The sequence below is a fragment of the Streptomyces sp. NPDC102441 genome, from assembly GCF_044765585.1.
Classification (GTDB): domain Bacteria; phylum Actinomycetota; class Actinomycetes; order Streptomycetales; family Streptomycetaceae; genus Streptomyces.
Genome location: NZ_JBIWKH010000003.1, coordinates 139,953 through 165,100, shown reverse-complemented (window position 1 = coordinate 165,100; position 25,148 = coordinate 139,953). Strand labels below are relative to the sequence as shown.

General features: G+C 71.0%; 22 protein-coding genes. 11 read left to right on the top strand and 11 right to left on the bottom strand.

Translation table 11 applies throughout. The features are described 5' to 3' along the window. Positions 1-166 precede the first annotated feature (166 nt). Together ACIREO_RS07000 and ACIREO_RS06995 are read right to left on the bottom strand one after the other, a co-directional pair. Complete coding sequence (locus tag ACIREO_RS07000; RefSeq protein WP_404106166.1) at positions 167-892, bottom strand: TetR/AcrR family transcriptional regulator; 726 nt, start codon at positions 890-892, stop codon at positions 167-169. Positions 893-1,146: 254 nt separating this feature from the next. Then, complete coding sequence (locus tag ACIREO_RS06995; RefSeq protein WP_404106163.1) at positions 1,147-2,511, bottom strand: carboxypeptidase regulatory-like domain-containing protein; 1,365 nt, start codon at positions 2,509-2,511, stop codon at positions 1,147-1,149. Between the two features lie 116 nt (positions 2,512-2,627). Between ACIREO_RS06995 and ACIREO_RS06990 the strand changes: the two genes are divergently transcribed. Beyond that, entirely contained in the window at positions 2,628-3,119 is a 492-nt protein-coding gene (locus ACIREO_RS06990; RefSeq protein ID WP_404106160.1) for a MarR family winged helix-turn-helix transcriptional regulator, read from the top strand. A 320-nt stretch (positions 3,120-3,439) separates the two neighbouring features. Continuing rightward, entirely contained in the window at positions 3,440-4,423 is a 984-nt protein-coding gene (locus ACIREO_RS06985) for an NADPH:quinone oxidoreductase family protein (RefSeq protein WP_404106157.1), read from the top strand. 24 nt (positions 4,424-4,447) lie between these two features. Here the strand turns inward: ACIREO_RS06985 and ACIREO_RS06980 are convergent, their stop codons facing one another. Further along, positions 4,448-5,212, bottom strand: a complete 765-nt coding sequence (locus tag ACIREO_RS06980; RefSeq protein ID WP_404106155.1) for an SDR family NAD(P)-dependent oxidoreductase — start codon at positions 5,210-5,212, stop codon at positions 4,448-4,450. 248 nt (positions 5,213-5,460) lie between these two features. Between ACIREO_RS06980 and ACIREO_RS06975 the strand changes: the two genes are divergently transcribed. From ACIREO_RS06975 to ACIREO_RS06965, 3 genes are all read left to right on the top strand, one after another. Beyond that, positions 5,461-6,981, top strand: a complete 1,521-nt coding sequence (locus ACIREO_RS06975; RefSeq protein WP_404106152.1) for an AMP-binding protein — start codon at positions 5,461-5,463, stop codon at positions 6,979-6,981. 67 nt (positions 6,982-7,048) lie between these two features. Next, positions 7,049-7,813: a crotonase/enoyl-CoA hydratase family protein gene (locus ACIREO_RS06970; RefSeq protein ID WP_404106149.1), complete on the top strand. Its 765-nt coding sequence runs from the start codon at positions 7,049-7,051 to the stop codon at positions 7,811-7,813. A 45-nt stretch (positions 7,814-7,858) separates the two neighbouring features. Further along, entirely contained in the window at positions 7,859-8,848 is a 990-nt protein-coding gene (locus tag ACIREO_RS06965; protein ID WP_404106147.1) for a DUF2889 domain-containing protein, read from the top strand. A gap of 134 nt (positions 8,849-8,982) precedes the next feature. Here ACIREO_RS06965 and ACIREO_RS06960 read toward each other — a convergent pair whose 3' ends face one another. The 3 genes from ACIREO_RS06960 to ACIREO_RS06950 are packed head-to-tail and all read right to left on the bottom strand — an operon-like array spanning position 8,983 to position 12,677. Continuing rightward, complete coding sequence (locus ACIREO_RS06960) at positions 8,983-10,191, bottom strand: cytochrome P450 (protein WP_404106144.1); 1,209 nt, start codon at positions 10,189-10,191, stop codon at positions 8,983-8,985. Positions 10,192-10,242: 51 nt separating this feature from the next. Beyond that, entirely contained in the window at positions 10,243-11,187 is a 945-nt protein-coding gene (locus ACIREO_RS06955; RefSeq protein ID WP_404106141.1) for an NAD-dependent epimerase/dehydratase family protein, read from the bottom strand. Between the two features lie 50 nt (positions 11,188-11,237). Beyond that, a complete protein-coding gene (locus ACIREO_RS06950; protein ID WP_404106138.1) occupies positions 11,238-12,677 on the bottom strand; it encodes an aldehyde dehydrogenase in 1,440 nt (479 codons plus the stop codon). A gap of 224 nt (positions 12,678-12,901) precedes the next feature. On the opposite strand from ACIREO_RS06950, the gene ACIREO_RS06945 reads away from it, so the two are divergent. From ACIREO_RS06945 to ACIREO_RS06925, 5 genes are all read left to right on the top strand, one after another. After that, positions 12,902-14,020, top strand: a complete 1,119-nt coding sequence (locus tag ACIREO_RS06945; RefSeq protein WP_404106135.1) for a TIGR03857 family LLM class F420-dependent oxidoreductase — start codon at positions 12,902-12,904, stop codon at positions 14,018-14,020. Beyond that, entirely contained in the window at positions 14,007-15,176 is a 1,170-nt protein-coding gene (locus tag ACIREO_RS06940; protein ID WP_404106132.1) for a phosphotransferase family protein, read from the top strand. Before ACIREO_RS06945 ends, ACIREO_RS06940 begins: the two co-directional genes overlap by 14 nt. A 79-nt stretch (positions 15,177-15,255) precedes the next feature. Continuing rightward, entirely contained in the window at positions 15,256-15,897 is a 642-nt protein-coding gene (locus ACIREO_RS06935) for a PaaI family thioesterase (protein WP_404106129.1), read from the top strand. Continuing rightward, positions 15,894-16,874 carry an LLM class flavin-dependent oxidoreductase gene (locus tag ACIREO_RS06930; RefSeq protein WP_404106126.1) on the top strand — a complete coding sequence of 327 codons (981 nt, stop codon included), beginning with the start codon at positions 15,894-15,896 and terminating at the stop codon, positions 16,872-16,874. The genes ACIREO_RS06935 and ACIREO_RS06930 overlap by 4 nt, the downstream gene beginning before the upstream one ends. Beyond that, entirely contained in the window at positions 16,871-17,728 is an 858-nt protein-coding gene (locus ACIREO_RS06925) for a 3-carboxyethylcatechol 2,3-dioxygenase (protein WP_404106123.1), read from the top strand. Before ACIREO_RS06930 ends, ACIREO_RS06925 begins: the two co-directional genes overlap by 4 nt. Positions 17,729-17,768: 40 nt before the next feature. Here ACIREO_RS06925 and ACIREO_RS06920 read toward each other — a convergent pair whose 3' ends face one another. Further along, the gene (locus ACIREO_RS06920) at positions 17,769-19,304 is read right to left on the bottom strand and encodes a class I adenylate-forming enzyme family protein (RefSeq protein WP_404106121.1); all 1,536 of its coding nucleotides are present in this window, start codon (positions 19,302-19,304) and stop codon (positions 17,769-17,771) included. Positions 19,305-19,447: 143 nt separating this feature from the next. Between ACIREO_RS06920 and ACIREO_RS06915 the strand changes: the two genes are divergently transcribed. After that, entirely contained in the window at positions 19,448-20,845 is a 1,398-nt protein-coding gene (locus ACIREO_RS06915; protein ID WP_404106118.1) for an MFS transporter, read from the top strand. 70 nt (positions 20,846-20,915) lie between these two features. Here ACIREO_RS06915 and ACIREO_RS06910 read toward each other — a convergent pair whose 3' ends face one another. The 4 genes from ACIREO_RS06910 to ACIREO_RS06895 all read right to left on the bottom strand — a co-directional run bounded on the left by ACIREO_RS06910 (position 20,916) and on the right by ACIREO_RS06895 (position 25,144). After that, positions 20,916-21,218, bottom strand: a complete 303-nt coding sequence (locus tag ACIREO_RS06910; RefSeq protein WP_404106115.1) for a hypothetical protein — start codon at positions 21,216-21,218, stop codon at positions 20,916-20,918. Next, positions 21,212-22,732: a class I adenylate-forming enzyme family protein gene (locus ACIREO_RS06905; RefSeq protein WP_404106112.1), complete on the bottom strand. Its 1,521-nt coding sequence runs from the start codon at positions 22,730-22,732 to the stop codon at positions 21,212-21,214. The genes ACIREO_RS06910 and ACIREO_RS06905 overlap by 7 nt, the downstream gene beginning before the upstream one ends. 64 nt (positions 22,733-22,796) lie before the next feature. Further along, positions 22,797-23,567: an SDR family NAD(P)-dependent oxidoreductase gene (locus tag ACIREO_RS06900; protein WP_404106110.1), complete on the bottom strand. Its 771-nt coding sequence runs from the start codon at positions 23,565-23,567 to the stop codon at positions 22,797-22,799. A gap of 179 nt (positions 23,568-23,746) precedes the next feature. Next, positions 23,747-25,144 carry a TetR/AcrR family transcriptional regulator gene (locus ACIREO_RS06895; RefSeq protein WP_404106108.1) on the bottom strand — a complete coding sequence of 466 codons (1,398 nt, stop codon included), beginning with the start codon at positions 25,142-25,144 and terminating at the stop codon, positions 23,747-23,749. Positions 25,145-25,148: the final 4 nt, after the last annotated feature.

The window sequence follows — 25,148 nt, the reverse complement described above, 5'->3', positions numbered from 1 at the left end:
CGCGCAGTCGGGCGAAGCGGAGCAGATGCGTGCCCCTGTCACCTAACTAAGTTCAGTTACGCACGCTAGCCCCCTCGGATCGGTGGTGCAATCCGGATCGCGGGATTTTGCCGACTACTGACCTGCGTCAACCTGTCTGGCAGGACAGCATGTTGTGACGGAAGCGCTACTCCTCGGCGGCGTCACCCGTGAGGATCGCGCGGATGTTCCGTGCTGCTTCCGTGTCGGCCGCCGGGGGCTGCGGGCCGCCCGGCACCGCCGGCGAAACCAGCGCGTCGATCAGCCCCGACGCCAGTTCCTCGGTCAGGGCCCCCGCCCCCTCGACCATCAGTGTGTGGTGCAGGGCGATCGAGCCGTGCAGACTCGCCCACAGCGTCTGCGCAGCCTGCTCGTCCGGCATCATGACGGGATGGCCCGCCGCCCTGCACTGCGCGAAGCCCTCACGCAGCGACTGGCTGATGTGGCGGGAAGGATGCAGATGCAGCCGGGAGACGTCGACCTGCGGCTGCTGAGTCTCGTACATCAGGCGGTAGTGACCCGGTAGCTCCTGCGCGAACAGGCAGTACGCCCGAGCCTGCGCCAGCAGTCGCCCCTTCGCCGGCTCCGCCGCGTCCGTGGCGCATGTGTCAGCTGTCCGCATCCGTGCCGCCAGGTCCGCGTACTTGTCTTCCAGGGCGGCCCATACCAGGTCCGCCTTGTCGGAGAAGTGCAGGTAGATGCTGGGTGCGGCCACCCCTGCCTCGCGTGCCACCGCGCGCATGGTCAGCTTCTCGGTGCTGCCCCACTCGTCCAGCAGTCGTGCCACCGCGGCCAGGATCTCGCGACGTAGCTGCTCCCCTTGGCCGCGCGGACTGCGCTTCCGTCCGCCGATGGCGTTTGCATCCTTGCTCATATCGCCCTCTTCCCGTGGTAGAGGACAGAGTAATCCGGCCGTCTGCGCAGGTCAGGCGGTCCCGCCACCGAGAGGAACAGGGGGCGTCCCCGTCGTGGCGCACGACCAGGACGTGGGTCGCCCTCACTCGTCCCCGTCTGTCGCGCGGTGGATGAGTGGACCCTTGGACGGCACTCGGCCATGGGATACCGGGCAGGACCTGCTCGGACGTGCCTGCGGGGCACGTCCGAGCAGCCGGATGCCGGGGGCGTACCTCAGACGGTGGCCGGGACCTTGCGCTCACCGGGCATGACGAAGTCCTTACGCTGCGGCCGGCCCTCCTGGGGTAGCACGGGCGTCGTGGCGGGCCGGCGCCCCGGGGCCGAGAGAATCATGATCAGGAACTGTTCCGGCATCCCCGTGAGCCCGTACGCGCCGTTCTCGTCGGTGCGGGTCCGGGTCAGCTGCCGGCCCTGGGCGTCGATGACGGTGATCTGTGCACCGGTGAAGGCAGTGCCGGATTCCTCCGTCACCGTTCCGTACACCATGGGCGTCTCGCCGAGTGCCGAGTGGTGGCCGGGGCGGGTCGCGTGCGGCGTCGGGGCCTCGATGGAGGGATCCTCCACGACGGCTTCCAGCGAGGTCTCGTCCCCGTCGGTGTCCGCCGCGCGGCGCTTCAGCCGACGCTCGCGCAACACCCCTGCGGCGACGAGGGTGGCTCCGGCCGCGAGCCAGGCACAGAGCACCAGGGTGGGGCGGAGCAGTCCCTTGTTGTCGAAGTAGAAGACTCCGTGCAGGACGTCCACCAGGTTTCCGAGCGGCATCACGGGGTGCAGCCAGCGGAAGATCCCGGGAACCATCTGGTACGGGATGGCGCCGCCGCTCGACGGGATGTTGAGGAGGACGAACAGCCCGATGGCCACACCGGGGATGAATTGCTTCACGTACGGCACCAACCCGTACGTGACCCAGGCGACCAGCTGTGTCATCGCGAACGCGTAGACGAGGGCGAGCGGTTCGTTGGGGATGACGTCCACGGCCAGGCCGATGAGATAGGCCACGGCGGTGATGAACGCTCCCACACCGGCGAACGTCAGCAGCTTCGCCCGGCGGCTGAGAGTCACCACGCGGAGCATCATCATGACGGATACGTACGGCACGACCGTCCACGCCATCGTGAGGTAGAACAACGACGTGCCGGTGGCGTCTCCTGAGGCCGTCGGTGCGACCTCGGTCGTGGTGAGCTCGGTGCTCGAGGCTCCGGCCACCTTCTCGAAGGTCTGCTCGACGACCGACTCCAGCATGGAGCCGTTCGCCTTCGCCACGTACAGCGTGGCCTTGCCGTCGTCGCCGACCGCGTAGGAGGCGACCGCGTCCCTGTCCAGCACCTGCTGCTTGGCGTCGGCCGCGTCCGTCGCCGTCAGGATCTCGAAGGCGCCGGGGGCCTCGGCGGACAGGGCGGTGCGGACCTGCCCGGCGGCTGCCGGCGAGGACACCGCGACGCTCACGTCATGGGGCGTGGGGTTGTGGAACGGAAGCATGTAGCAGAACAGGAACCCGAAGAAGAAGAAGATCGGGAACCAGAGTCCGCCGGTCAGGGTGCGCAGCAGACCCAGATCGTCGTCGCGTGGCTCGGACACGTGCGCTCCTTTCGGACCCGGCCGGAACCAGGACGTAGAGATTACTTAACTTAGGTAATGATATCTCCTCGCTGGCCTGTTCTTCACCCTGGGGGTCGGTGGGGGAGGATGGAGGGGTGTCCGACCAGGAAGATTCCGCGCTCCATGAGCTCCAGCAGGCGATGATGACGTTCGCCTACGCCATGACCCGCTCGCAGGTGCATGCGACCTTCGTGGCGACGCTGGACGTGAAGGTCGAGCGCGCCGGGGTCTCGCTCCTGCGTGTGCTGCGCCGCGCGGACGAGCCGATGAGTATCGGTGCCGTCGCCGACCGCCTGCTCGTGCATGCGCCGCACGTCACCCGCCAGGTGACGCAGCTCCAGGGGCAGGGGCTCGTCGAGCGGACCCGGGATGCCGACGATCAACGGATCCAGCGGGTGCGACTGACGTCCCGGGGCGAGGCCGTGGTCGATCAGCTGGAGGAAGAGCTGGTCGACAAACTGCGGAGCCTTCTGGCGGACGTGGACGTGGCGGACGTGGCCGCGACGGCGCGGGTCCTGCGGCTGCTGTCCGACGACACCGTGAACGACCGGCAAGGTGGCCGGGGGGTCGGCGAACGCCGCGCGTGAGGGCGGGGCGCCATGGCCCGGGGGGCATGTGGGGGTGATCGGCGGGCATATGTGGACGCGCGTGTTGGGTACACATCCGAATGGGCAGTCGCCCCTTGTCCTCTGCGAGGTGCCGGCGCGCGAGCCCGGTCACCGGGTGACTTCGGATCGGGCCTTCCGTGCTGACCGGGCACTCGGAGACCGATTCCGCCCCGAGCGTCGGACCGGCGGCATTTCTCCGGGAGTCACGCGACGGCTCCCCACGGTGCGCGATCCCATGCGGCACCGGGCTCTTCTCACCCGTACGGCCACGAAGTTCCCTGGAGAGAAAGGCGTTTCTCATGCGCGCTGTCGTCTGCCATGCCTATGGCCCGCCGGAGGGTCTCGCGGTCCAGGAGGTGTCCGCGCCACGTCCCGGGCCCGGTGAGGCGATCGTCGCGGTGCGGGCTGCGGCAGTGAACTTCCCCGATGTGCTGATCGCCGCGGACCGCTACCAGGTGACGGTTCCCCTGCCCTTCGTGCCGGGCAGCGAACTGGCCGGCACGATCCTGGAGACGGGCTCCGACGCCGCGGAGTGGCGCCCTGGGGAGCGCGTATTCGCGACGCTGCCGACCGGTGCGTTCGCCGAGCGCGCGGTGGTGCCTCTCGCCTCGCTCACCCGGATACCCGGCGACATGCCCTACGCGCAGGCGGCGGCGGCCGGAGTCGCCTACCGCACCGCCTACCACGCGCTGCGGTCGGTCGCGCGGGTACGGCCGGGACAGTGGGTGATGGTGCTAGGCGCCGCGGGTGGGGTCGGCTCCGCCGCAGTGGACCTGGCCCGGCGCCTCGGGGCGCGGGTGGTGGCCGCGGCCTCGGGGCCCGAGAAGCTCGCCCTGTGCCGCGCACGCGGCGCCGAGCACGCTCTGGACTACACGCTGCCGGACCTGAAGAGCCGGCTCAAGGAGTGCACCGGGGGCGGCGCGGACATCGTCCTCGACCCGGTCGGCGGACCGTACGCCGAGCAGGCCCTGCGCGGCATGCGACGCGGCGGCACCTTCGTCACGCTCGGCTACGCGTCCGGCGAGATCCCCGCGATCCCGCTCAACCTCGTGCTGCTCAAGGGCGTGACCGTCCGCGGCCTCGAAGTGCGCACCTTCGCCCATGACGCCCCCGAGCAGTCCAGCCGTGACATGGCGGAACTGCTCGGGCTGCTCGGGCAGGGGCAGATTGCTCCGCACATCGGTGCGCGCTTTCCCCTGGAGCGCACGGCCGAGGCGCTGCGGCTCGTCGCGGACCGTTCGGCGCTCGGCAAGGTCGTCATCGACGTGAGCGAGGACGACTGAAGGCGACGGCGCCGTCGGGCCGGGTCAGCGCATCATCAGGGTGCCACCGTCGACCGGGAAGACCTGGCCGGTCATGAAGTGGGCGGCCTCACTCGCCAGGAAGGCGAGCACCGGAACGAAGTCGCGGTCGATGTCTCCCAGTTTGCCGCCGAGCGGGACGGCTTTGGCCATCTTCGTGTCGTGGTCCGCGAGTTGCTCCGTGGTCATGGCGGCGCGGGTCTTGTCGTACATGGGAGTCCAGATGGCGGGCGCGATGGCGTTGACGGTGATGTCGTACCGGCCCCACTCGACGGCGACCGACCGGACCCAGGCGACAACGGCCCCCTTGCTGGCGGCGTAGGCGGCCTTCAGGGGGTACCCCTGCACGCCGGCGGCGGACGCGAAGTCGAGGATCTGCCCGCCGTTCTCCTTGAGGTGGCGGAACGCCGCCTGATTGGTGAGGAAGGTGCCGGTCGCGTTGATCGACAGGACCCGCTCCCACACCTCTGCCTCGATGTCCTCCGCCGGAGACCCCGGGGCGATGCCGGCCGCGTGGATGAGCACGTCCAGGCCTCCGAGGAGTTCGACGGCCCCGTCGATCGCCGCATCCACGGACGCCTTGTCGGAGACGTCGCAGGTGAGGAAATCGGCCCCCGCCTCAGTCGCGATCCCCTTGCCCGCGTCGGCGGAGAGGTCGAGGGAGACCACCCGGGCGCCCAGTGCCGGAAAGGCGCGCACGAGCCCGGCACCCATGCCGCTGGCTCCGCCGGTGATGACGATCCTGCGGTCCTGGAGTTGTTGCTGAGTCATGGTCGGGTCCTTTCGCGGGCTGCTGGGCAGCCCGATGCGCGCTGGTGGGGGGCTGTCTCCTGCCGTTGCGCCTGTCCTCCCGGAGGTGAACGCCTCCACAGTCCCCAATGAGTGACGTACTAGTCAGAATATTAGCTGGCCGGATAGGGGCATCGTGAGCTGACACCCGGTAGGGTCGCAGAACGCACTCGTCAGAACCTAGGGTCGACGTGGTCATGAGGGAGACGGGTCGGAAGGCCGGAGGAAGCGTGCACCTGACGGAGATCGCCCGACGTCACCCGGACAAGCCCGCGGTCGTCGCCGCCGCGACAGGGGATGTGCTGACCTACCGTGAGCTGGACGAGCGCTCGGTGCGCCTGGCCCGGCTCTTCGCCACCCGCGGAATCGGCTACGGCGACCACGCGGCGCTGCTCTTCGACAACGTTCCGGACTTCCATGTAGCGGCCTGGGCCTGCCAGCGCGCCGGTCTGCACTGGACGCCTGTCGACCGCCACCTGAACCCCGACGAGGCGGCCTACATCGTCCGCGACTGCGGAGCACGACTGCTCCTCGCGGCGCATGGCGTCGCCGAGTTGGCCGATGCGGTCGCCGGACGGGTGGACGCGGTGGAGACCCGGCTGTCCTTCGGCGGGCCCGTGCCCGGCTTCGAGGCGGCGGACGGGGCCTCGTCCGGGCTCCCCGCCGATCCGGCGGGAGATGAGCGCGAGGGCACTCCCATGTTCTACTCCGCGGGCACCACCGGCCGGCCCAAGGGCATCCTCAGGCAGCTCTCCGGTGCGCCCTTCGGCACCGGCCTGCCGCTCGACCAGGCGTTGACGGGCCTCGCAGGGCTGGACCCGGACACGGTGTATCTGTGCCCCGCGCCGCTCTACCACGCGGCATCGGCCGGCTGGACCCTCGCCACGATGCGCCACGGCGGCACCGTCGTCCTCATGGACCGCTTCGACGCCGAGGGGGCTCTGCGCCTCGTCGAGCGGCACCGGGTCACCCACGTCCAGTTCGTGCCGACGATGATGGTCCGCCTGCTCAAACTGTCTCCCGGGACACGCGCCCGGTACCGCACCGGCAGTCTGCGCTCGGTGGTCCACGCGGCCGCACCGTGCCCCGTCGACGTCAAGCGGGCCGTCATCGACTGGCTCGGCCCGATAGTCCTGGAGTTCTACTCCGGCAGTGAGGGCAACTGCTTCTTCTCCATCGGCTCCGAGGAGTGGCTCGCCCACCCCGGCTCCGTGGGCCGGGCCACGCTCGGCCGGGTCGTCGTGACGGACGACTCCGGCAACGAACTGCCGGCCGGCGACGTGGGCACCCTGTGGTTCGAAGGCACCCCGGACTTCCGTTACCACAAGGACCCCGGCCGGACCGCGGACGCCCACGACACGAAGGGCCGCTCCACCCTCGGCGATCTGGGCCGGGTCGACGCCGACGGCTATCTCTACCTGGCCGACCGCAGGGTCGACCTGATCGTCAGCGGCGGTGTCAACATCTACCCACGGGAGATCGAGGACGCGCTGACCATGCACCCCGCGGTCGCCGACGTCGCCGTGGTGGGTGCACCCGACCCCGAGTTCGGCCAGCGGGTGCGCGCGATCGTTCAGCCGACCGACCTGTCGGCCGCCGGCCCGGCGCTGGAAAGGGAGCTGATCGACCACTGCCGTGAGCGACTGGCCGCCTACAAGTGTCCGCGCTCCGTCGAGTTCACCGAACGGATGCCGCGCACCCCCACCGGCAAGCTGCTGCGGCGGCTGCTGTCCGACGGGGGCGCCGGCTGAGGCGCCCCACCTAGCGGTCCGTCCACCCAGGCGGACCGGGAGCACACCGAGAGAGGAACACGATCCCATGTCCGACGAGGTGCTGGTCGAGCACGCGGACGGCGTCACCGTCATCACCATCAACCGTCCCGACGCGAGGAACGCCGTCAACAGGGCGGTCAGCGAGGGCGCGGCGGCCGCGTTCGAGGAGTTCGAGTCGCGCAAGGACCTGACGGTGGCCGTCATCACCGGTGCGGGCGGTACCTTCTGCTCGGGCATGGACCTCAAGGCGTTCGTCGCCGGTGAGGAGGTCGTCCACGAGACCCGTGGCCTGGCCGGCATCACCCGGCAGCCCCCGCGCAAGCCCGTCATCGCCGCTGTGGAGGGCTACGCACTCGCCGGCGGCTGCGAGGTGGTGCTCTCCTGCGACCTGGTGGTCGCCGCGGAGAACGCGCGGTTCGGGATCCCCGAGGTCAAGCGCGGTCTGGTGGCGGCCGGCGGCGGGCTGCTCCGGCTGCCCCGGCGCATCCCGTACGCGGTGGCGATGGAGCTCGCGCTCACCGGCGACTTCCTCAGCGCGCCCGACGCCCGTGCCTACGGCCTCGTCAACCGGGTCACCCCGCCCGGCGGCGCGCTGGACGGCGCACGTGAACTCGCCGCGCGCATCGCGGCGAACGGTCCGCTCGCGGTCGCGGCCAGCAAGGAGATACTCGCCCGGGCCGTCGACTGGCCCACCGACGAAGCCTTCGAGCTCCAGGAACCCCTCATGCGCCCGGTGTTCGCCTCGGCCGACGCCCGGGAGGGCGCGGTCGCCTTCGCCGAGAAGCGCCCTCCCGTCTGGCGCGGGGAGTAGCACCCTGGCCCTCGTACAACCCGCCTGCCGCCTTGGAGGATGACCGTGACCGCGCCCGCCGAACCCCGAAGGCATCTGCCGCCGCGCAGACCGGACTCGGTCCGGCGGACCGTCACCGTGCGCATGACCCCGGCGCCCCGCTGGGACCGCGGCATCGAGCTGGCGGCCACCGGCCGTGACGTCGTGACCCGCGCCGACGGCTCTTCGAACGTCCTGGCCGAGGCGCGGATCGACGTGCGGATCGACGCCCGGGGCACGGTCACGGCGGCGCGGACGCCTGGCACCCCGGATCTCGGGGCCCGGGTGGAGGGGACTTCGGTGACCGACCGGTTCCGCGCCCGGGTCGTCGCACCGGCCGCACTGGCTCTCGGACCGGTTGCGCTCGAGGTCGCACTGCTCGACGATCTGCCCGTGACACGGCTGATCACCGGGTACGCGATGCTGCGGGCGGTCCAGGCGGGGCGCCTCCCGGCGCCCGCCGAGCCACAGGGCGGCCGACGGGCGGGGCCGCCGTTGAACGTGTGCGTGGGGTGGGCACCGGGCGCGACGGCGGACAGCAGGACTCGTTCCAACGGCTTCGTACTCGGGCCGCCGGTCCCTGCCCCACCACTGGCGGAACTGCTGCATGACGCGGCCGACTGGCACGAGGAGCCGGCGCCCGGCCCCGACACCATGTATCGCAGGCGGATGCTGGAGCTGCGCCCGGACGGCGGACGGACGGAGATCGAGTGCTATCTGCGGGATTCGTGGAGCGACGACGCGAACACCGAGTCATCGCTCCACGAGTACACGGTTCTCGCCTCCGCCGCCGGTGAGCCCGCTGTCCTGACCGAGCTGCACAGCCGTCCGCACTGCCTGCCCTTTCCCGAGTGCCCGCTCGCCGTCCGCGCGGCGGACGCGCTCGTCGGGACGCCGCTGACCGACGTTGACCCGACCGTGCGCCAGGTCGTCGGGGGCCCGCGGGGATGTACCCACCTCGCCGACACCCTGCGGTCGATGAGGGTCCTGCCGGCGCTCCTGGAAGCGTTGCGATAGGCGCCGTCGCGGCCGGGCCGCTGAGGACACGTCTTAGCCGCCCCGCACGGAAGACAGGACGGCTGGTCACACGGAACGGACGGAGGGGACGGGCGAAGTCCCGTTCGGGAAGTTCACCCGTCCCCTCCGCCGCCTCAGCTGCCGCCGAACCGGACCGGCAGGTCGTCCACCATCGACACGAGCGTCGAACCCCGTTTGTGCGGGGCCCCCACCACTTCGAAGTCGGGGAACCTGGCAAGCAGTTCGCCGAAGATGACGGAGGCCTCCATGCGGGCGAGCGGCGCGCCGACGCAGATGTGCGGCCCGAAACCGAAGGCCACGTTGCGCTTCACCGGCCGGGTGATGTCGAACTCCTCGGAGCGCTCCCAGACGTCCTCGTCGCGATTCGCGCTCTGGTAGAGCATCACGACGTAATCGCCCCGGGCGATGGACTGCCCGCGGATCTCGGTGTCGGCCGTGGCGGACCGGCCGAAGGCGACGACCGGGCTGACCATGCGCAGCATCTCCTCGACGGCCGGAGCCATCAGCTCCGGCTCCCGGACGAGCATCGCCCGCTGGTCGGGGTGCTCGGACAGCAGCTGCAGGCCGCCGGTGACCAGCCCGCGGGTGGTCTCCGTACCCGCGCCCAGGAGTAGTTTGCAGAAGGTCAGCAGATTGACTTCGGAGAGAGGCTGTCCTCGGAAATCCCCGTGCACCAGGGCCGATACGACGTCGTCCTGTGGATCAGAACGTCGCAGCGCGCACAGTTCACGGAAGAACTCCATCAACTCGGCGATGTTGGCGGCATGTTCCGGCTCGGTTCGGGCGTCGGCCTGGAGCATCGCACTGTTGGTCCACCTCCAGAACTCCGGCCACCGGTCGCGGGGCACGCCGAGGAGTTCGGCGATCACATAGGTGGTGGCCGGAGCCGAAAGGGCCTCCACGGCGTTGCTGACCCCGTCGCCGTCGATCCCTTTGAGGAGGTCGCGGACGATCCGGCGGGCCTTGTCGGTCATGGCGGCGACGGCCTTCGGGGTGAAGGCCCCGGAGACGAGTCTGCGCAGCTCGGTGTGGTCCGGCGCGTCGCTCCGGATCATGTGGGAGGCGCCGGGCATGTGCGGGCCGTTGCCGTCGCGGTCGTGCGCGTCGGAGATCAGCGTGCCGCGCGTGGACGAGAAGAGGGTGGTGTCACGTCCGACGGCGCGCACCTCCTCGTACGTGGACAGGGCCCAGAAGCTGCCCGGCTCACACCAGTGCACGGGAGACTCGGCCCGCAGCCGCGCGTAGGTGGGATAGGGGTCGCCGGAGAAGAAGTCCGGGGCGGTCAGATCGGGCTGGAAGGCGGGGGCGGTCGTGATCGGCATGGCTGGCTCCAGCGGACGCGGTTCAGGAGGGCACGGCGGCGGATGCCCCGGTCACCAGGCGATGGGCTCTAGGCCCGCCTCGCGGCGGACGCCGTCGATATGCAGACGGACCGAGTCGTGGACGGACCTCAGCTTCCAGTCGAACTCGGACACGGCACGGCTGTTGTCGAAGACCTGTGCGTAACTGGGGGAGCGGTCCGGGTTCGCCGGGTACTCGATGGCCCCATCGGGAAGCAACTCTCCGAGCAGAGAGACGAGTTCTGCCATCGTCACGTTGTGTCCGCACGCGAGGTAGGTGTCGTGGCGGAGCGTCGGCCGGGTCAGGAGCTCGGTGAGCAGGGCGGTCAGGTCCTCGACCGCGATGACGTTGTCCCGGGCCTGCGGGCCGTACGGGGCGAGACCGGTCTCGCCCACGGCGAGCCGCTCGATCAGCCGGGACGGCCAGATGGTGCTGCCGGGGCCGAGGATCGAGGACGGCCTGACCTTCACCACCTCCATGCCGTGGACCTGTGCGTAGCGGTCGGCGACCGCCTCGTTGAGCGCCTTCATCCGGCCGTACATGCTGCGGGGTGCGAGCAGGTCGTCCTCGGTCACCGGCCGGTCGCCGTACAGATCCTGGGGGCCGTAGGTGCCCACCGTGCTGGCCAGCAGCAGCCGGCGCACCCCGGTGAGCCGCGCGGCCTCCAGCACGTTGGTGACACCCATGATGTTGATCTGCGAGGCGAGTAGGAAGTCGGAGAAGTCCGGTGACATCAGCGGGCCCATGACGTACGACAGGCAGGCCACCTCGGAGACCTCGTGGCGTTGCATCAGGTCGATCATCTGGTCGAGGCGCGTGATGTCACCGCGCGCGTACGTGATCGACTCACCGGCCCTGCTCTCCGCGTCGGCGGGGGCGGTCACGTCACAGGCCACCACCTGGTGCCCGGCGGCGGCGAGGGTGTGCACGAGCTCGCGGCCCACCAGGCCGGAACTTCCCAGAACAAGAATGGACATGTGCTGTCTCCCGATGACGGCGGGCCACGAGGCCCGCCGAGTGAGGCCGCTCAGGCGCGGACGATGGTCTGGTACTCGATGTATGCGTCGAAGCCCTCGGGGCCGCCCTCGCGGCCGAGTCCCGACTGCTTGAACCCGCCGAACGGCCCGAAGGGGTCCAGCGGAGAAGGAGAGTTGACTGCCACGGAGCCTGCCCGGAACCGTCCCGCGACCTGCTCCGCGCGGTCGGCGTCGCTGCTCCACACAGCGCCGGCCAAGCCGTAGTCGGAGTCGTTGGCGAGGGCCACGGCCTGGTCCTCGTCGTCGTAGGCGAGGACTGTGGCCACGGGGCCGAAGATCTCCTCGCGGGCGATGGCCATGTCCGGCGCGACCTCGTCGAAGAGCGTCGGCTCGACATACCAGCCGCGGTCCAGGCCCGCGCGGGAACCGCCGTGCACCAGCCGCGCTCCCTGCGAACGGCCCAGCGAGACGAGGCGTTCCACCCGGCCCCGCTGGCGCTCGGAGATCACCGGTCCGATCTGGGTGGCCGGGTCATCCGGGTCCCCGACCCGCAGCGCCGCGACCGCGTCCGCCAGGGCTTCCACGGTCTGCCGGTGACGTCGGCGGGGCACCAGGATGCGGCCCTGCGCCGCGCAGATCTGGCCGCTGTTGGCCATCGCCCCCATGACCAGTGCCTTGGCGATGTCGGCCGTCGGCTCCAGGTCGTCGAGGAGCAGCGCCGCCGACTTGCCCCCCAGCTCCAGCGTGCAGCGGCGCAGGTCGTGGCCGCACAGCTCGCCGATCCGGCGGCCTACGGAGGTGGAGCCCGTGAAGCTCACCTTGTCGACGTCCGGGTGGCGGATCAGGTGCTCGCTCACCTCGGCCGATGCTGGGAGGATGTTGAGGACCCCGGGCGGAAGTCCCGCCTCGAGGGCGCATTCCGCGAGCAACTGCGCGTGCAGCGGGGCCTCTTCCGAAGGCTTGAGGACGACGGTGGCGCCTGCGATCAACGCGGGGGCGAGCTTGAGGGCACTGATGAACAGCGGTGCGTTCCACGGCACGATGGCGACCACCACGCCGACGGGCCTTCGGTGCACCCGCAGGGTGCGGCCGCGTGAGCCGTCCCGGGTCTCGGCCCACGGATAGCGTTCGGCGAGTTCGGCGTATGCCGCGAACACCCCCTGCGTCTTGGCGATCTGGCCGGCCGGAAGGGAAGCGCGGGGCAGGCCGACCTCGGCCGTGAGTACGTCGACGAACGCGTCGGCGCGTGCCGTCACGGCATCAGCGAGGCGGCCGACGGCTGCCGTCCGCTCCTTGACGTCCAGGCCGGTCCAGCCGCCGTCGTCGAAGGCGCGCCGCGCCGCGGCGACCGCCCGGTCGGCGTCCGCGACCGAGGCGAGCGGCACACTGCCGATCCGCTCCTCGGTGGCGGGGGAGAACACCTCCAGGCGTTCCGTGCTCCCCGGGGCGGTCCACACACCGTCGATGAAGAACTTCTGATGGTCTTGCACGAAGAGATCCTCGCTTTCGCGGGTACGGCTCGGTCCCGGCGTGAGCGACGCTGCCGATACGGTGGGTGAAAGATAACTGTGCTGTCAGATATGGGTCAACGGTCAAGCTGTCTTTTATTGCATGAGAGTGTCAGCAGTCCGTTTTGTGGGTGAAAATCCTGGAGAAGTGAGAAGTCCAGCCTGCTTCATCCATTGCGACAGTGATGTCAGATGTATAGCTTGCCATGCAAGGAGACCCACATCCTCAGGAGGCAGTCATCAGCGACCACCAGCTCCGCCGGACAGCCGGGGGACTCGGCTGTTACGTCCTGCCCGGCGGCATCGACGACCCCCGTGAGGGGCTGGCGCAGGCCCGTGCGGCCGAGCGTCTGGGCCTGGACGCCGTATGGATCGGGGAGCGCTACGACACCAAGGACCTACCGTCCCTCGCGGGCGCCATCGGACAGATCACCTCGCGGGTGCGGATCGGGGCGGCCGTCACCCACACGGGGCTGCGCCACCCCATGGTCCTCGCGTCCATGGGGCAGACCCTGCAGTCGTTGACCGAGGGCCGGTTCGTCCTCGGGCTCGGCCGCTCGGCGAGCTGGCGATGGGACTCCTACGGCGTACCGGCACCGACCCTGCGCTCCCTCACCGACACGGCGGACATCCTGCGCCGTCTCTGGGCGGGCGAAACCGTCTCCTACGACGGACCCGCGGGCCGTTACCCGAGTCTCCGGCTGCCCCGGCGCCCCGCGGTCGAGCCGCCGCCCCTGCTGCTCGCCGCCGTCGGTCCGCGCACCCTCGATGTCGCCGGAACGGCCTACGACGGGGCGATCCTGCACCCGTTCCTGACCGTCGAAGGAGTGCGGGAATCGGTCCGGCGGGTGCGAATGGCCGCGGAGCGGGCCGGCCGGGATCCCGAGGCGGTGCGCTGCGTCGCCACGGTCGTCGTCGCGCCCGACGCTCCGCAGCCCGAGGAGGATCTGGCCGTCCGGGCCCGTGCCGCCGGCTACTTCTCCGTTCCCGGGCTGGGGGACGCACTGGTCCGCGCGAACGGCTGGGACGCCGCAGACCTGGCCCGCTACCGAGACCAGCCCGCTCTCACGGCACTCGGCCCGCTCCCGGCGGACAAGCACCTCACCCGAGACGAACTGATCGCCCTGTGCGCGGGCATGCCTGACCACTGGATTCCTGCCTCCGCGGTGCTCGGTGACACGGACGCCTGCGCGCGCAGGCTCGCCGAGTACAGGGCGGCCGGTGCCGACGAACTGATTCTGCACGGCATGGTCGGGGAGCAGGTCGGCGCACTGTCGGACCGGTACTCGACGGTGCGGGATGGGAGCACCGGTGCGCGGCGCTGAGGACGGGCAGGCGGACCCGGTCCTGCGGGCCCGCCTCGGGCCGTGGCTGGCGGAACGACTCGGTCCGGGCGTCCGCGACGTACGTGTGGGTGAGCCGCGTCCGCCCGGCGCCGGGCAGTCGAGCGACATCCTCGTCTTCGACGCGGAGTGGGAGCAGGACGGAATCCCCCGGAACGGCGCCTTCGTGATGAAGCGTCAGCCGCCCTCGGACCGGATCTTCCTGGAAGCCGACGTCCTGGACGAGTACCGGATCCTGCGCGCGCTCGCCGGTACCGGGGTGCCGGTGCCGAAGGTGATCGGAGCGGAGGAGGACCCCGCGGTGCTCGGGGCGCGCTTCTTCGTCATGGCCAGGGTGCCGGGGACCGTACCGACCGGGAAGCCGTCGATCCACACCGCCGGATGGCTGCCGACGCTCACGGCGGCCGAGCGGCACCATGTGTGGGGCTCCGCGCTGGACGCGATGGCAGCCGTGCACCGTACCGACTGGCGGCCCGCTCTCACCTTTCTGCCGGGTGCCGACGAGGCGCTGGAGAAGGGGGAGCCGGACCGCGGGGCGGTGGGCCGCAGGGTGCTCGCCGCGCATGTGGGCCGCCTCGGGCACTGGTACCGGTGGGCCACAGAAGGCCGGTCCTTCCCGGTCACCGACGCGGCATGGGAGTACCTGCGATCACGTCTCTCCGAGGTGCGGGGAAGCGAGCCGGTGCTGCTGTGGGGTGATGCCCGCCCCGGAAACATGATCTTCGGGGCGGATCTCTCGGCCGTCGCCGTCATCGACTGGGAGGTCGCCGCGATCGGGCCCGCGGAGATCGATGTGGCGCACTGGCTCGTCTTCGATGAATTCGCCACCCCGGAGGGGGCGGCACGGCTGCCGGGCTTCCCCGGCCGTGAGGCGATCATCGACCGGTACACGCGGTTGGCCGGCCGCACCCCGCTCTGCCTCGACTACTTCGAGGTGCTGCAGAGCTTCTTCCTCGCCACCACCCTGATCCGGCAGGCCGATCTGGGGGTGCGAGCGGGCCGCTTCCCCGCCGGCACCGACATGGGCCGCGGCAACGCCGTCACCCGGAGTCTCGCCCGGCGCCTGGGCCTTCCCGTGCCCGAGCTCTCGCCGGACTATCTGCGCCATCGCGCACCGCCCGGAGCAGCCTCGCGCTGAACAGCGCCCCAGCCGCTCCGGCAGGAAAGCCCGCACCACCCGTGAAGAACGCTCCGAGGGACAAGGACACCTGACGCATATGTCACACACCGTCATCGACGCCGGGACGGCCCTGCCGCCCGAAGGGCCCGTCCCGTGGAGGCACAACCCGGCCTGGGACACACCTGACGCGGAGGCGTTCGCCGAGCTGCTGGGAGCGCTGCGGCGCGTCCAGTCCACCGCCGCCTTCTGCGCGCCGCCCGCCGACCTCACCTCGGCACTCGTCGGTCCCCTGGAGGAGATCGCCGACCATCTCGCCGCGCACCGGGTCGGCGAGGACGAGCGCCTCGCCGGCGCGTCGGCCACCGGCGGCCCCGGCCACCCGCTGCTCATCCCGTACGAGATCGTCTCCTGCGAGGACAGCACCCTGCACGCCACCGTGGAGTTCGGTCCGGCACACGTCGGCGGCAACGGCGCCGTACACGGCGGCATGCTTCCGCTGCTCTTCGACGACGTGCTCGGCGTGTTCGTCGCGAGCCAGGGGGAGCACCGCTGCCGGACCGCCTACCTCCATGTCGACTACCGCAAGGTCACGCCCATCCACCGGCCTCTGCGGATCGACGCCGTCATCGACCGGACGGAGGGCCGCAAGACCTACGTCACGGGTCGTCTCCACGACGGGGAGTCCCTGCTCGCCGATGTCGAAGCCCTCTTCGTCCAGCTGCTCCCGGGCGCGCCGTGAACACGGGGCCGGCACCCGGCCCGCCGCAGTTCGGGCTGTACGTACCGCAGTTCCGTACGGACGTCGACACCATGAGGTCCCTGGCCGTCGCCGCCGACACCCACGGCTTCGACTCGTTCTGGCTCATGGACCACCTCCTGACTCCGGGCGCCCCGCCCACCGATGTCCTGGAGAGCTGGACGCTCCTGACCGCGCTCGCCACCGCGACCCGCCGGGTGCGCCTCGGCCACCTCGTCGGCTGCAACCCGCTGCGGCCGCCGGCGCTGCTGGCCAAGATGGCCGCGACCGTCGACCACATCTGCGGCGGCCGGCTCGACCTCGGCCTGGGCTGGGGCTCGGTCGACGAGGAGCTCACCGCCTTCGGGCTCGGCGACAGGTCCCGTAGCCGCAGATCGAGGGAGCTCGGGGAGACCCTGGAGATCCTGGCGAAGATGTGGACGGGCCAGCCCTTCGACCACACCGGTGAGGCATTCACACTGCGTGGTGCCTACGGGCTGCCCACCCCGGTGCAGGGCCGCATCCCGGTGCACATCGGCGGGGCGGGACGGACCCTGACGATGCCTCTGGTCGCCACGCACGCCGACTGGTGGAACTGCCCGGGATCCGCCCGCCACCTGCTCTCCCGGCTTGCACCCTTGCGCGGCGGCGCGCGCATCTCCGCCCAGTACGCCGTGGGGCTCGTCGCACCGGGTGCCGACCGGGCGCGCGTCGAGTCCGCCGTCGAACGGCGGATGCCCGAACAGTCGTGGGGGCGCCCCTTCGTCGGCACCCCGGGTGAACTGGTCGAGCTCTTCCACGCGGAGCGGGCCGCTGGTGTCGAACTGTTCGTCGTCCGCCTCCACGAACCGCGCAGTACGGCGGCCGTGGAGCTCTTCGCCCACGAGGTCGCCGCGAAGGTCCGGTCCCGTGCGGGCGGCGACGCACGAGTGGCGGACGGGATGCCCATGTCGAGCACGAGTACGAGGAGGACGCGATGACGACAGGCCGACGACTGGTGGTGTGTGCCAGCCACAGCCCCGGTATGGAGCGGGACACGGAGAAGGCGCAGGGCAGGGAGTTCCGCGACGGGCTCGCCCGGGCCCGCGAGGAGGTGGCGGCGTTCGATCCCGAGCTCGTCGTCCTCTTCGGCGGCGACCACCGCAGGGCCTTCCGCCACGTGGTCCCCGCTTTCGGAATCGCGCTGTCCGCAGGCGTCATGGCCGAGGCTGGGCATCCTGCGGCGACCCTGGATGTCCCCGGGGACATCGCCCGGGCGATGAGCGAGCACCTTCTGCGCTCGGGAATCGACGTCGCCGTGTGCCGGAAGATCGACCTCGACCACGCCTTCGCGCAACCGCTGCGCGACCTGCTCGGCGGCCTGGACCGGACGCCCGTGATCCCCCTGCCGGTCAACTGCGCGACCCCGCCGCTGCCCCCGGCCGAGCGGGCCCTCGCCTTCGGCCGCGCCGCGGGAACCTTCCTGGACGGCCTGACGGAACGGGTCCTCGTCATCGGAACCGGTGGTCTCTCCCACTCGCCGCCCAGCCTGGAGGTGGACACCTTCGAACTCGCCGACGAGGAACGCGCCCGGCTCATCGCCCAGGGCGCCGAGGCCGCCCGCAAGAAGATCAACCCCGAGTGGGACGCCGCGTTCCTGGAGGCTGTGGCCGCCTGGGACGAGCCCGCGCTCACCGTCCTGGCCGACGAGGCGACCGAGCGCGCCGGTGTGGGCGCCAACGAGGTGCGGACCTGGCTCGCTGCGGGCGCCACCGGCGGGGCGGGGCTCAGGACCCTGCGCTACCAGGTGGTCGAGGAGTGGATCACGGGCATGGCGGTCGCCGCGAGCACGTGAGATGACAGCGGGTCCCCGTCCGCGGGGACCCGCTCTGCGCTCAGCGTCGCTGCGGGGGCAGCTTCGCGGCCAGGTCCCGCAGGGCTCGGCGGTCGATCTTGAGCATCGACGTCAGCGGCAGCGCGTCGACGAGTTCCAGGCGGTCCGGCGCCTTGTAGTCGGCCAGCTGCCGTCGGCAGAACTCCCTCAACTCGGCCAGTCCTGGAGGTCGTCGGGGATCGGCCGGCACCGCGAACACGACGCCGATCTCCCCGATGACCGGCGCCGCCGACCCCACCACGGCCACCCGCGCGAGCTCCGGGTGCTCGCTCAGCACGTTCTCGACCTCCAGAGGGTGCACGTTGTACCCGCCGCGGATGTAGACGTCCGAGGAACGTCCCGTCAGGACCAGGTTTCCCTCCTCGGTGAACCGGCCGACGTCGCCCGTGCGCAGCCAGCCCCCGTCGTCCAGGGCGTCCGCCGTCCGCTCGGGATCGCGCCAGTACCCGCGCATCACCGCGGTCCCGCGCACCCGCACCGCGCCTGTTTCTCCCGCGGGCAGCGGGCGCTCCTCCTCGTCGACGACCAGAACCTCGACGCCGGACTGCGGGCGGCCCACCGTACGGAACTGCACCTCGGGCGGGTCAACCGGCTCCGTGCCGCTGATGCTGGGGGACTCCGTCATCGCGTACCGCACGACGAGAGGCACCCCGAGGGCCCTGTTGACGCGGCGTACCAGCTCGGGCGCGGCCGGGGCGGTGGCCGAGATCCCCAGGCGCAGGTGCGGCCACGGAGCCCGCGCGGAGTCCGGGAGCTCGAGCAGCTTGGTCCACTGGGTGGGCACGCCGCCCGCGACTGTGATCCGCTCGGTGCCCAGTATCTCCGCCATCTCCGCGGCCCTCCACGGCACTCTGCCGATGACGAGGGTCGTCCCCCACGCGAGCTGGTCCCAGACCTTCGCCATATAGCCGGCGTGCGCGAAGGGCGTCGCGACGAGCTTGCGGTCGAAGGGCGCGCTCATCACGCCCGAGGTCCACACCGCGGCCTCCAGGCCGGCGTGGTCGTACCAGGCGCCCTTGGGGGTGCCCGTCGTCCCGCTCGTCCAGATGATCACCGCGGGGTCCGCCCTGGTGAGCCCGGGAAGTGCGCGCGGACGCGCGTCTGTGTGCCGCGCGGTGTTCAACGCCTTTGCGGAGAGCACCGGTTGCGTGACCCCGGGGAGGCCGCCCTCCTCGTCCCGGATGACGAGCACCGGGCGGCAGCGGTCGAGGACGGCGCGCGTCTCGCGCGGGCCGAGGCGGGTGTTGAGCCCGGTGACGACGGCGCCCAGGCGCACCACCGCCGCGTAGGCCACCGCGTAGGCGGCGCCCGAGGGCAGCATGAGCGCGACGACGTCGCCCCGCACCACACCGCGCGCGGCCAGCTCGCCGGCGACCGCGTCCGCCTGTCGGTTCCACTCGGCGAAGCTGATCCGCTCGCCGCCGTCCACATAGGCCTCGCGGGAGCCGAACTGCGAGGCCGCGGCGGCCAGCGCCTCACCGAGGGAGGCGTACGAGCCGCACAGCACTGGCGCCGGGAGTTGAGGGGAGTCCGTCATCCCGACAATCTATCTAACTAGTGCGTCATTTGTGGAGAGGTCCTGCCTTAGAAAAACGCTGCTGATGCGCATGACTCTTGCCCGAGCGTCGTGCGCCTGGTTATTTTCTGACGCTGTGTGTTTTTCTCCTGGAGGGAAATGTCATGCCAACCGGCTCCGCACCCCCGCAGTACCGCGAGCTGATCGCGGCCCGGCTCGACCGCCTCCCCCATGGCCCGTTCCACCGTCGCGTGCTGATCTGCGCGGTCGTCGTCTTCCTCTTCGAGGTCGGCGACCAGACGGCCGCGGGCATGGTCGCCCCCTTGCTGCCCGAGCGGCTCCACACGAACCTCGACGGTGTCGCCTTCGTCATCTCCTCGATGTACCTCGGTCTCCTCGTCGGCTCGGTCATCGCAGGGCGGGGCGACCGGCACGGCCGACGGCAGATGCTCACCTGGGGCATCGTCCTGATGTCGGTCTTCTCCGGCCTCAGTGCCCTCTCGGTCAACGTGCCGATGCTCGTGGGGATACGCTTCATCGCCGGGATCGGCCTCGGGCTCACCTACATCAGCATGATTGTCTACCTCACCGAGGTGTTCGCCCCGCGCCGCCGGGCGTTCGGCCTCGGCCTCGGGATCGGCTGCGGCGCCGTCGGCTCGATCGGGCTGACCCACCTCGCGCGCGCTGTGATCCCGATGGGCGAGAACGGCTGGCGCGTGATCTTCGCCGTCGGCATCCTCGGGCTGATCGCGCTGCCCACGATCCGCGCGATCCCCGAGTCCCCGCGCTGGCTCGCCGCCGAGGGCCGCGAGGACGAGGCGGAGGCGGTGCTCGGTGCCATCGAGCGCGACCTCGAACGGCGGAAGGGAGCCCCGCTCCCCGTCCCGGTGCCCACACCACTCGATGGGCCGGAGACGGAGGGGAACGGCAGGCCCGGCGAACTCTTCCGGGGGCGGCTGCTGTTCGGGATGGTCATGGTGATGATCGTGTGGGTCTGCCACTCGCTCGGCATGCAGATCATGAACAGCTGGACACCGACCCTGCTCGGCATGCGCGGTTTCACCCCGGACGAGGCGTTGTCGATGTCCTCGACGATGCTCTACGGCGCGGTGTGCGGCTCGGCCGTCACGGTCCTGCTCGGGCACCGCTTCCCACGCCGCGCGGGCATCGTCGGCTTCATGTCGGTGGCCGCCGTCGCCATGGCCGTCTTCGGGCTCTCGACGAACCAGGCCGCGATCGTCCTCGCGGGCGTGGTCGTCCAGTTCACCGTGGGTACGGGGCTGCCGTTGATCGCCGTGTACGCCGCCGAGCAGTTCCCCACCGACCTGCGCGCGCGTGGCAGCGGCATCGGCTACTCGGTCGGACGCCTCACCAATGTCATCGCGCCGTTCACCATCGCGGGCGTTCTCGGGGCGCTCGGGACCAACGCCATCGGGTGGCTGGGCTTCCTCACCTGGGGTCTCATCTCGGTCGCCGTCCTCGTGCTCGGTGGGCGCAGCGCGACGGGGATCCGCAAGCCGGCGCCCGCCGCCGAACCGGAGACCCCGGCGCCGGTCGGCTGAGTGCGCGCCGACGCGTGTGCGCGGGCCGGAAGGGTTTCCTTCCGGCCCACGCACACGCGTCCTCCGACGGTCAGTCGCTGGACGGCAGCGGCTTGGCGGTCTTCTGCGCGAGGGCGAGGGCCCCGAGCGACAAGGAGCCTGCCCCCGCGTGGGTGACGAGGAGTTCGACGCTCCCGTTCGGGTCCGTGTACCGCTTGCCGAGGGCGCTGCCCCCGGAGAGGTCGGAGGAGGAGACGAGCCCCTCGGCGGGCGTCGCGGTCAGGTCGATCATCGGGTGACCGCCGCAGCGGACCTCCGGGTCGCCGGCCGCGCGGACGACGATGACCTCTGTCTGGCAGCACTGGCTGCGCAGTCGGACTCCGGGCTTCAGCACTGGTTCTCTCCGTTCTCCGCCGTGGCGACGAATCCCACGACGATGTCCTTGCGAAGGATCTTCCCGGTGGCCGTCGTCGGCAGTTCTTCCCGGAAGACGATGTGGTCGGGGGTGCGTGAACCGCGCAGTCGCGCGCGGACGTAGGCGCGTAGCTCCTCCGCCTGCCCCACGGCCCCCGGAGCGGGCACCACGGCGGCGAGGATCGCCTGGCCCCATTGCTCGTCCGGCACCCCGACGACAACGACGGAGCTCACTTCCGGGTGCTCCACCAGGACGTCCTCGATCTCGGCCGGGGCGATGTTCTCGCCGCCGCGGATGATGGTGTCGTCCGTGCGTCCGACGACGAACAGATAGCCCTCCGCGTCCTGGTGGGCGAGGTCACGGGTGGGGAACCAGCCGTCCGCGTCCAGAGCCGATCCCGTGCCGAGGTACTCGCCGGAGATCTGCGGGCCCCGCACCCACAGTTCGCCCTGCTCCCCGACGGCGGCCGGCGAGCCGTCCGGCCGGCGTACGACGGCCTCGACCCCCGGCACCGGCTGCCCGATCGAGCCGAGCCTCGCCCGCACGGCGTGATCGTCGCTCTCCAGCGCGGCCCGGTGGTCCTCGGGGCCCAGCAGGGCGATGGTCGAGCTGGTCTCGGTCAGCCCGTACGCGTTGACGAAACCCACGTCGGGCAGCGCCTGCAGCGCGGCCTCCAGCAAGGGACGCGGCATGCGGGCACCACCGTACGAGAGGGACCTGAGGGTGGGGATCACGGCGGGAGCCCCGTCCAGGTGGCGGACGATGCGCTCCAGCATGGTGGGCACCACCATCGCGGACGTCGCCCCCTCACCGCGGGCGAGGCCGAGCCAGCGGCCGGGCTCGAAGTCCGGCAGGTACACCAGGCGGCGGCCCGCGTACAGGTTGGTCAGCACCGTACCTGTGCCGGCGACGTGGTACGGCGGCACGCTGATGAGGGCCGCGTCGCTCCCGTCGGCCGAGTCGAACTCGACGGTGCCCATCACGTAGCTCAGCAGATGGCTGTGGCGCAGCACGACACCCTTGGGCGCGGAGGTGGTCCCGCTGGTGAACAGAACCACCGCGGGATCATCGGCGTCGACATCGGCCGCGGGCAAGGGGTCCCTGGCCCGCGCGACGGTCAGGTCCCGGAACTCGTCCAGCGCCAGGACCGGGGCCCCGGCGTCGGCCACCGCGGGGAGATACCGCGGGTCGGCGATGACGACCGCGCCCTCGATGCGGCGGATCAGTGACGTCAGCTGTTCCTTGCCGAGCCGGTAGTTGAGCGGTGAGAACGGGATGCCCGCGTGGGCCGCGGCGAACAGCATCGTGGCCTGTTCGATTCCGGACCCGGCGAGGAAGACGGCATGGCGGGCGCCGTGGTCGCGCAGGACGCTTCCGGCGCCGGCGACCGACTCGGTGAACTGCTCACAGGTCAGGGTCACGTCGTCGGCGGTGACCACCGGCCGGCCGGGATGGCCGGCGAGGGCCATCTCGAGGATCAGCGAAATGCTCATGGTGAGGTCGTCCGATCGCGGCTGCTCGAAACGGGGTGGTGAGGACGGGCGGGTGGCACGGCCGTCACTTCGGTCCGAAGCGCAGCGCTCCGTCGAGGCGGATGACCTCACCGTTGAGGTAGTCGTTGGAGGCGATGTGCGCCACGAGCGCGGCGTACTCGGAGGGGCTTCCCATACGCTGCGGGAAGGGGACCCCTGAGCCCCAGCGCTGCTCGGCCGTCTCGCGGTCCATACGGAACGCGGGGGTGAAGAAGGTGCCGGGCGCGATGGCCATGACCCGTACACCCGCCTTGGTGAGGTCGCGGGCGGCAGGAAGGGTCAGGCCGACGACGCCGGCCTTGGCGGCGGCGTACGCGGTCTGGCCGATCTGGCCCTCATAGGCGGCGATGCTCGCCGTATTGACCACGACACCCCGGTTGCCCGCCTCGTCGGCGGGGTTCGCCGCCATCGCCGCCGCGGTCAGCCGCAGCACGTTGAACGTGCCGTTGAGGAACAGGTTGATATACCACTGGAACTGCTCGAAGGAGGCGGGTTCGCCATCCTTGCCCACGACGCGGGAGGCACCCGCCGCGCCGCCGTGGGCGTTGACCGTGATGCCCAGCGGGGCCATCTCCTGGGCCGCCGCGATCGCGCCGCGCACGCTCTCCTCGTCCAGGACGTCCGTGCGGACGTAGGTGGCCCGGTCGCCCAGATCCGCCGCGAGGGCCTTACCCCGGTCGTCGTCCAGGTCCGCGACGACGACGGCTGTGCCCTCGGCCGCGAGCCTGCGGACCGTGGCCTCGCCGAGCCCGCCGGCGCCGCCAGTCACGAGTGCCGATACCCGGCTGATGTCCATGTCGGAATTCCTCTCCCGCGCCCGAGACGCTAAATGACAGAGCTGTCAGAAATATGGAAACACGTTGATCGCGTGGTGTACAGGGGTGTAACAGGAACAGGTGTTATTCACTGTTTTGTTACCCCGCCACGTGGGTTTTGTTACCCCGCCACGTGGACCGTATCGAAATGTCGAAGGTGTCAGATGAGTGGTACGGCAAGGTGGCTGAAGAACCCCCGGCGCACACTGAAGACCAGCAGGTCGATGATCTGCTCCTCGGCCATGGGAATCTCGGTCTCCTCGCGCAGGGCCTCCGGCACGCGGGTCAGCAGGGCGCGGAACAGCAGTGTTCCTGCAAGCGGATCGAAGGGGTAGTCACGCCGCGCGGAGGTCAGCACCTCCAGCAGTGCCTGGTCCAGTACCCCCTGGGCGTGTGCCCCCAGCGCGACGATCACCCCGCCCTCCGCCAGCCGCTCCGACCACACGTCCACCGATCCGCGGTAGTGGTCCAGGAAGCGCACGAAGTCCCGCAGCCACGGGCGCAGCGCCGCGTCGTCGAAGACGTCGACCCGGCGCAGCCGGCCGGCCAGTTCGACCGTCGCGGCCGTCGCCTCGACACACACGGTGTGCAGCAGGTCCTGCTTCTCGTGGAAGTACTTGTAGAAGGTGCCGCGCGCGAGGCCTGCCGCCGCCACGATGTCGTCGACGTTCGTCCGGTGGTAGCCCTTCGCGGCGAACTGCTGCGCCGCCGCCGCCACCAGCCGCTCGACCGTCGCGACCGCACGCGGGCTGAGGCCGCGCACCCGCGTGCGCAGCGAGAGCGCCTCGCACTCGGGCGGCGGGGGAACGGCCGGCGTGTACGGCGTGACGGGGGAGAGGAAGGGGAGCAGCACCTCGGTCGGGGTGTGCGGGAACAGCACCAGTTGGAGGAAGACAGACAGGGCCTGCGTCAGCTCCTGGCCGCCGGCCTCGTACACCCGGCCGGTGTGCCGGTACAGGTGCAGCCGGTGGACCACCGCGGTCATTGCCACGGCGGCGGACTCCGGGTCCACGCCGGACACGTCGGCGGCCTCCAGCCGCGCGGCCATGCGGTGGTTGTAGCCCTCGACGAAGTGGATGACCTCGGGCTGCACCGCGGGGTCGGCCGAGGCCACCAGGGACCACTGCACGAACATCGTCCGGTACTTGTCGAAGACCCAGCTCCACTCGCCCAGCCACCAGTTGAGGTTGTCGAAGCCGATCTCGGTGGGTCCGAGCTCGCCGATCCGCCGTGCGACCCGCACCAGGGCGCGGGCACACTCGTCCATGAGTTCCAGGAAGATCTGGTCCTTGCCCGGGAAGTACTGGTAGAGCGTGGCACGAGAGACTCCGGCGGCGCGTGCGATCGCCTCGACGGAGGTGTGGTGGAGGCCGAGCTCGTCGAAGAGGCCCAGTGAGGCGTCGACGATCCTGCGCCGGGTGTGGGCGCCCCTGGCACCCACCTCGGGACTGGTCGGACCGTAGCTGGTGCGGCGGACGGCGGACCCCGGGCCGGGCAGGGTGGGTGCCCGGAGCCCTCTGCCGGGGCCGGGTGGGCCCGCCGGTGTCGATGTCGGCATCGCG

Coding starts and splice junctions, on each gene's coding strand:
- ACIREO_RS07000 (WP_404106166.1), bottom strand. CDS start 892: ATGAGCAAGGATGCAAACGCCATCGGCGGACGGAAGCGCAGTCCGCGC.
- ACIREO_RS06985 (WP_404106157.1), top strand. CDS start 3,440: ATGCGCGCTGTCGTCTGCCATGCCTATGGCCCGCCGGAGGGTCTCGCG.
- ACIREO_RS06980 (WP_404106155.1), bottom strand. CDS start 5,212: ATGACTCAGCAACAACTCCAGGACCGCAGGATCGTCATCACCGGCGGA.
- ACIREO_RS06970 (WP_404106149.1), top strand. CDS start 7,049: ATGTCCGACGAGGTGCTGGTCGAGCACGCGGACGGCGTCACCGTCATC.
- ACIREO_RS06960 (WP_404106144.1), bottom strand. CDS start 10,191: ATGCCGATCACGACCGCCCCCGCCTTCCAGCCCGATCTGACCGCCCCG.
- ACIREO_RS06955 (WP_404106141.1), bottom strand. CDS start 11,187: ATGTCCATTCTTGTTCTGGGAAGTTCCGGCCTGGTGGGCCGCGAGCTC.
- ACIREO_RS06945 (WP_404106135.1), top strand. CDS start 12,902: ATGCAAGGAGACCCACATCCTCAGGAGGCAGTCATCAGCGACCACCAG.
- ACIREO_RS06935 (WP_404106129.1), top strand. CDS start 15,256: ATGTCACACACCGTCATCGACGCCGGGACGGCCCTGCCGCCCGAAGGG.
- ACIREO_RS06925 (WP_404106123.1), top strand. CDS start 16,871: ATGACGACAGGCCGACGACTGGTGGTGTGTGCCAGCCACAGCCCCGGT.
- ACIREO_RS06920 (WP_404106121.1), bottom strand. CDS start 19,304: ATGACGGACTCCCCTCAACTCCCGGCGCCAGTGCTGTGCGGCTCGTAC.
- ACIREO_RS06915 (WP_404106118.1), top strand. CDS start 19,448: ATGCCAACCGGCTCCGCACCCCCGCAGTACCGCGAGCTGATCGCGGCC.
- ACIREO_RS06905 (WP_404106112.1), bottom strand. CDS start 22,732: ATGAGCATTTCGCTGATCCTCGAGATGGCCCTCGCCGGCCATCCCGGC.
- ACIREO_RS06900 (WP_404106110.1), bottom strand. CDS start 23,567: ATGGACATCAGCCGGGTATCGGCACTCGTGACTGGCGGCGCCGGCGGG.
- ACIREO_RS06895 (WP_404106108.1), bottom strand. CDS start 25,144: ATGCCGACATCGACACCGGCGGGCCCACCCGGCCCCGGCAGAGGGCTC.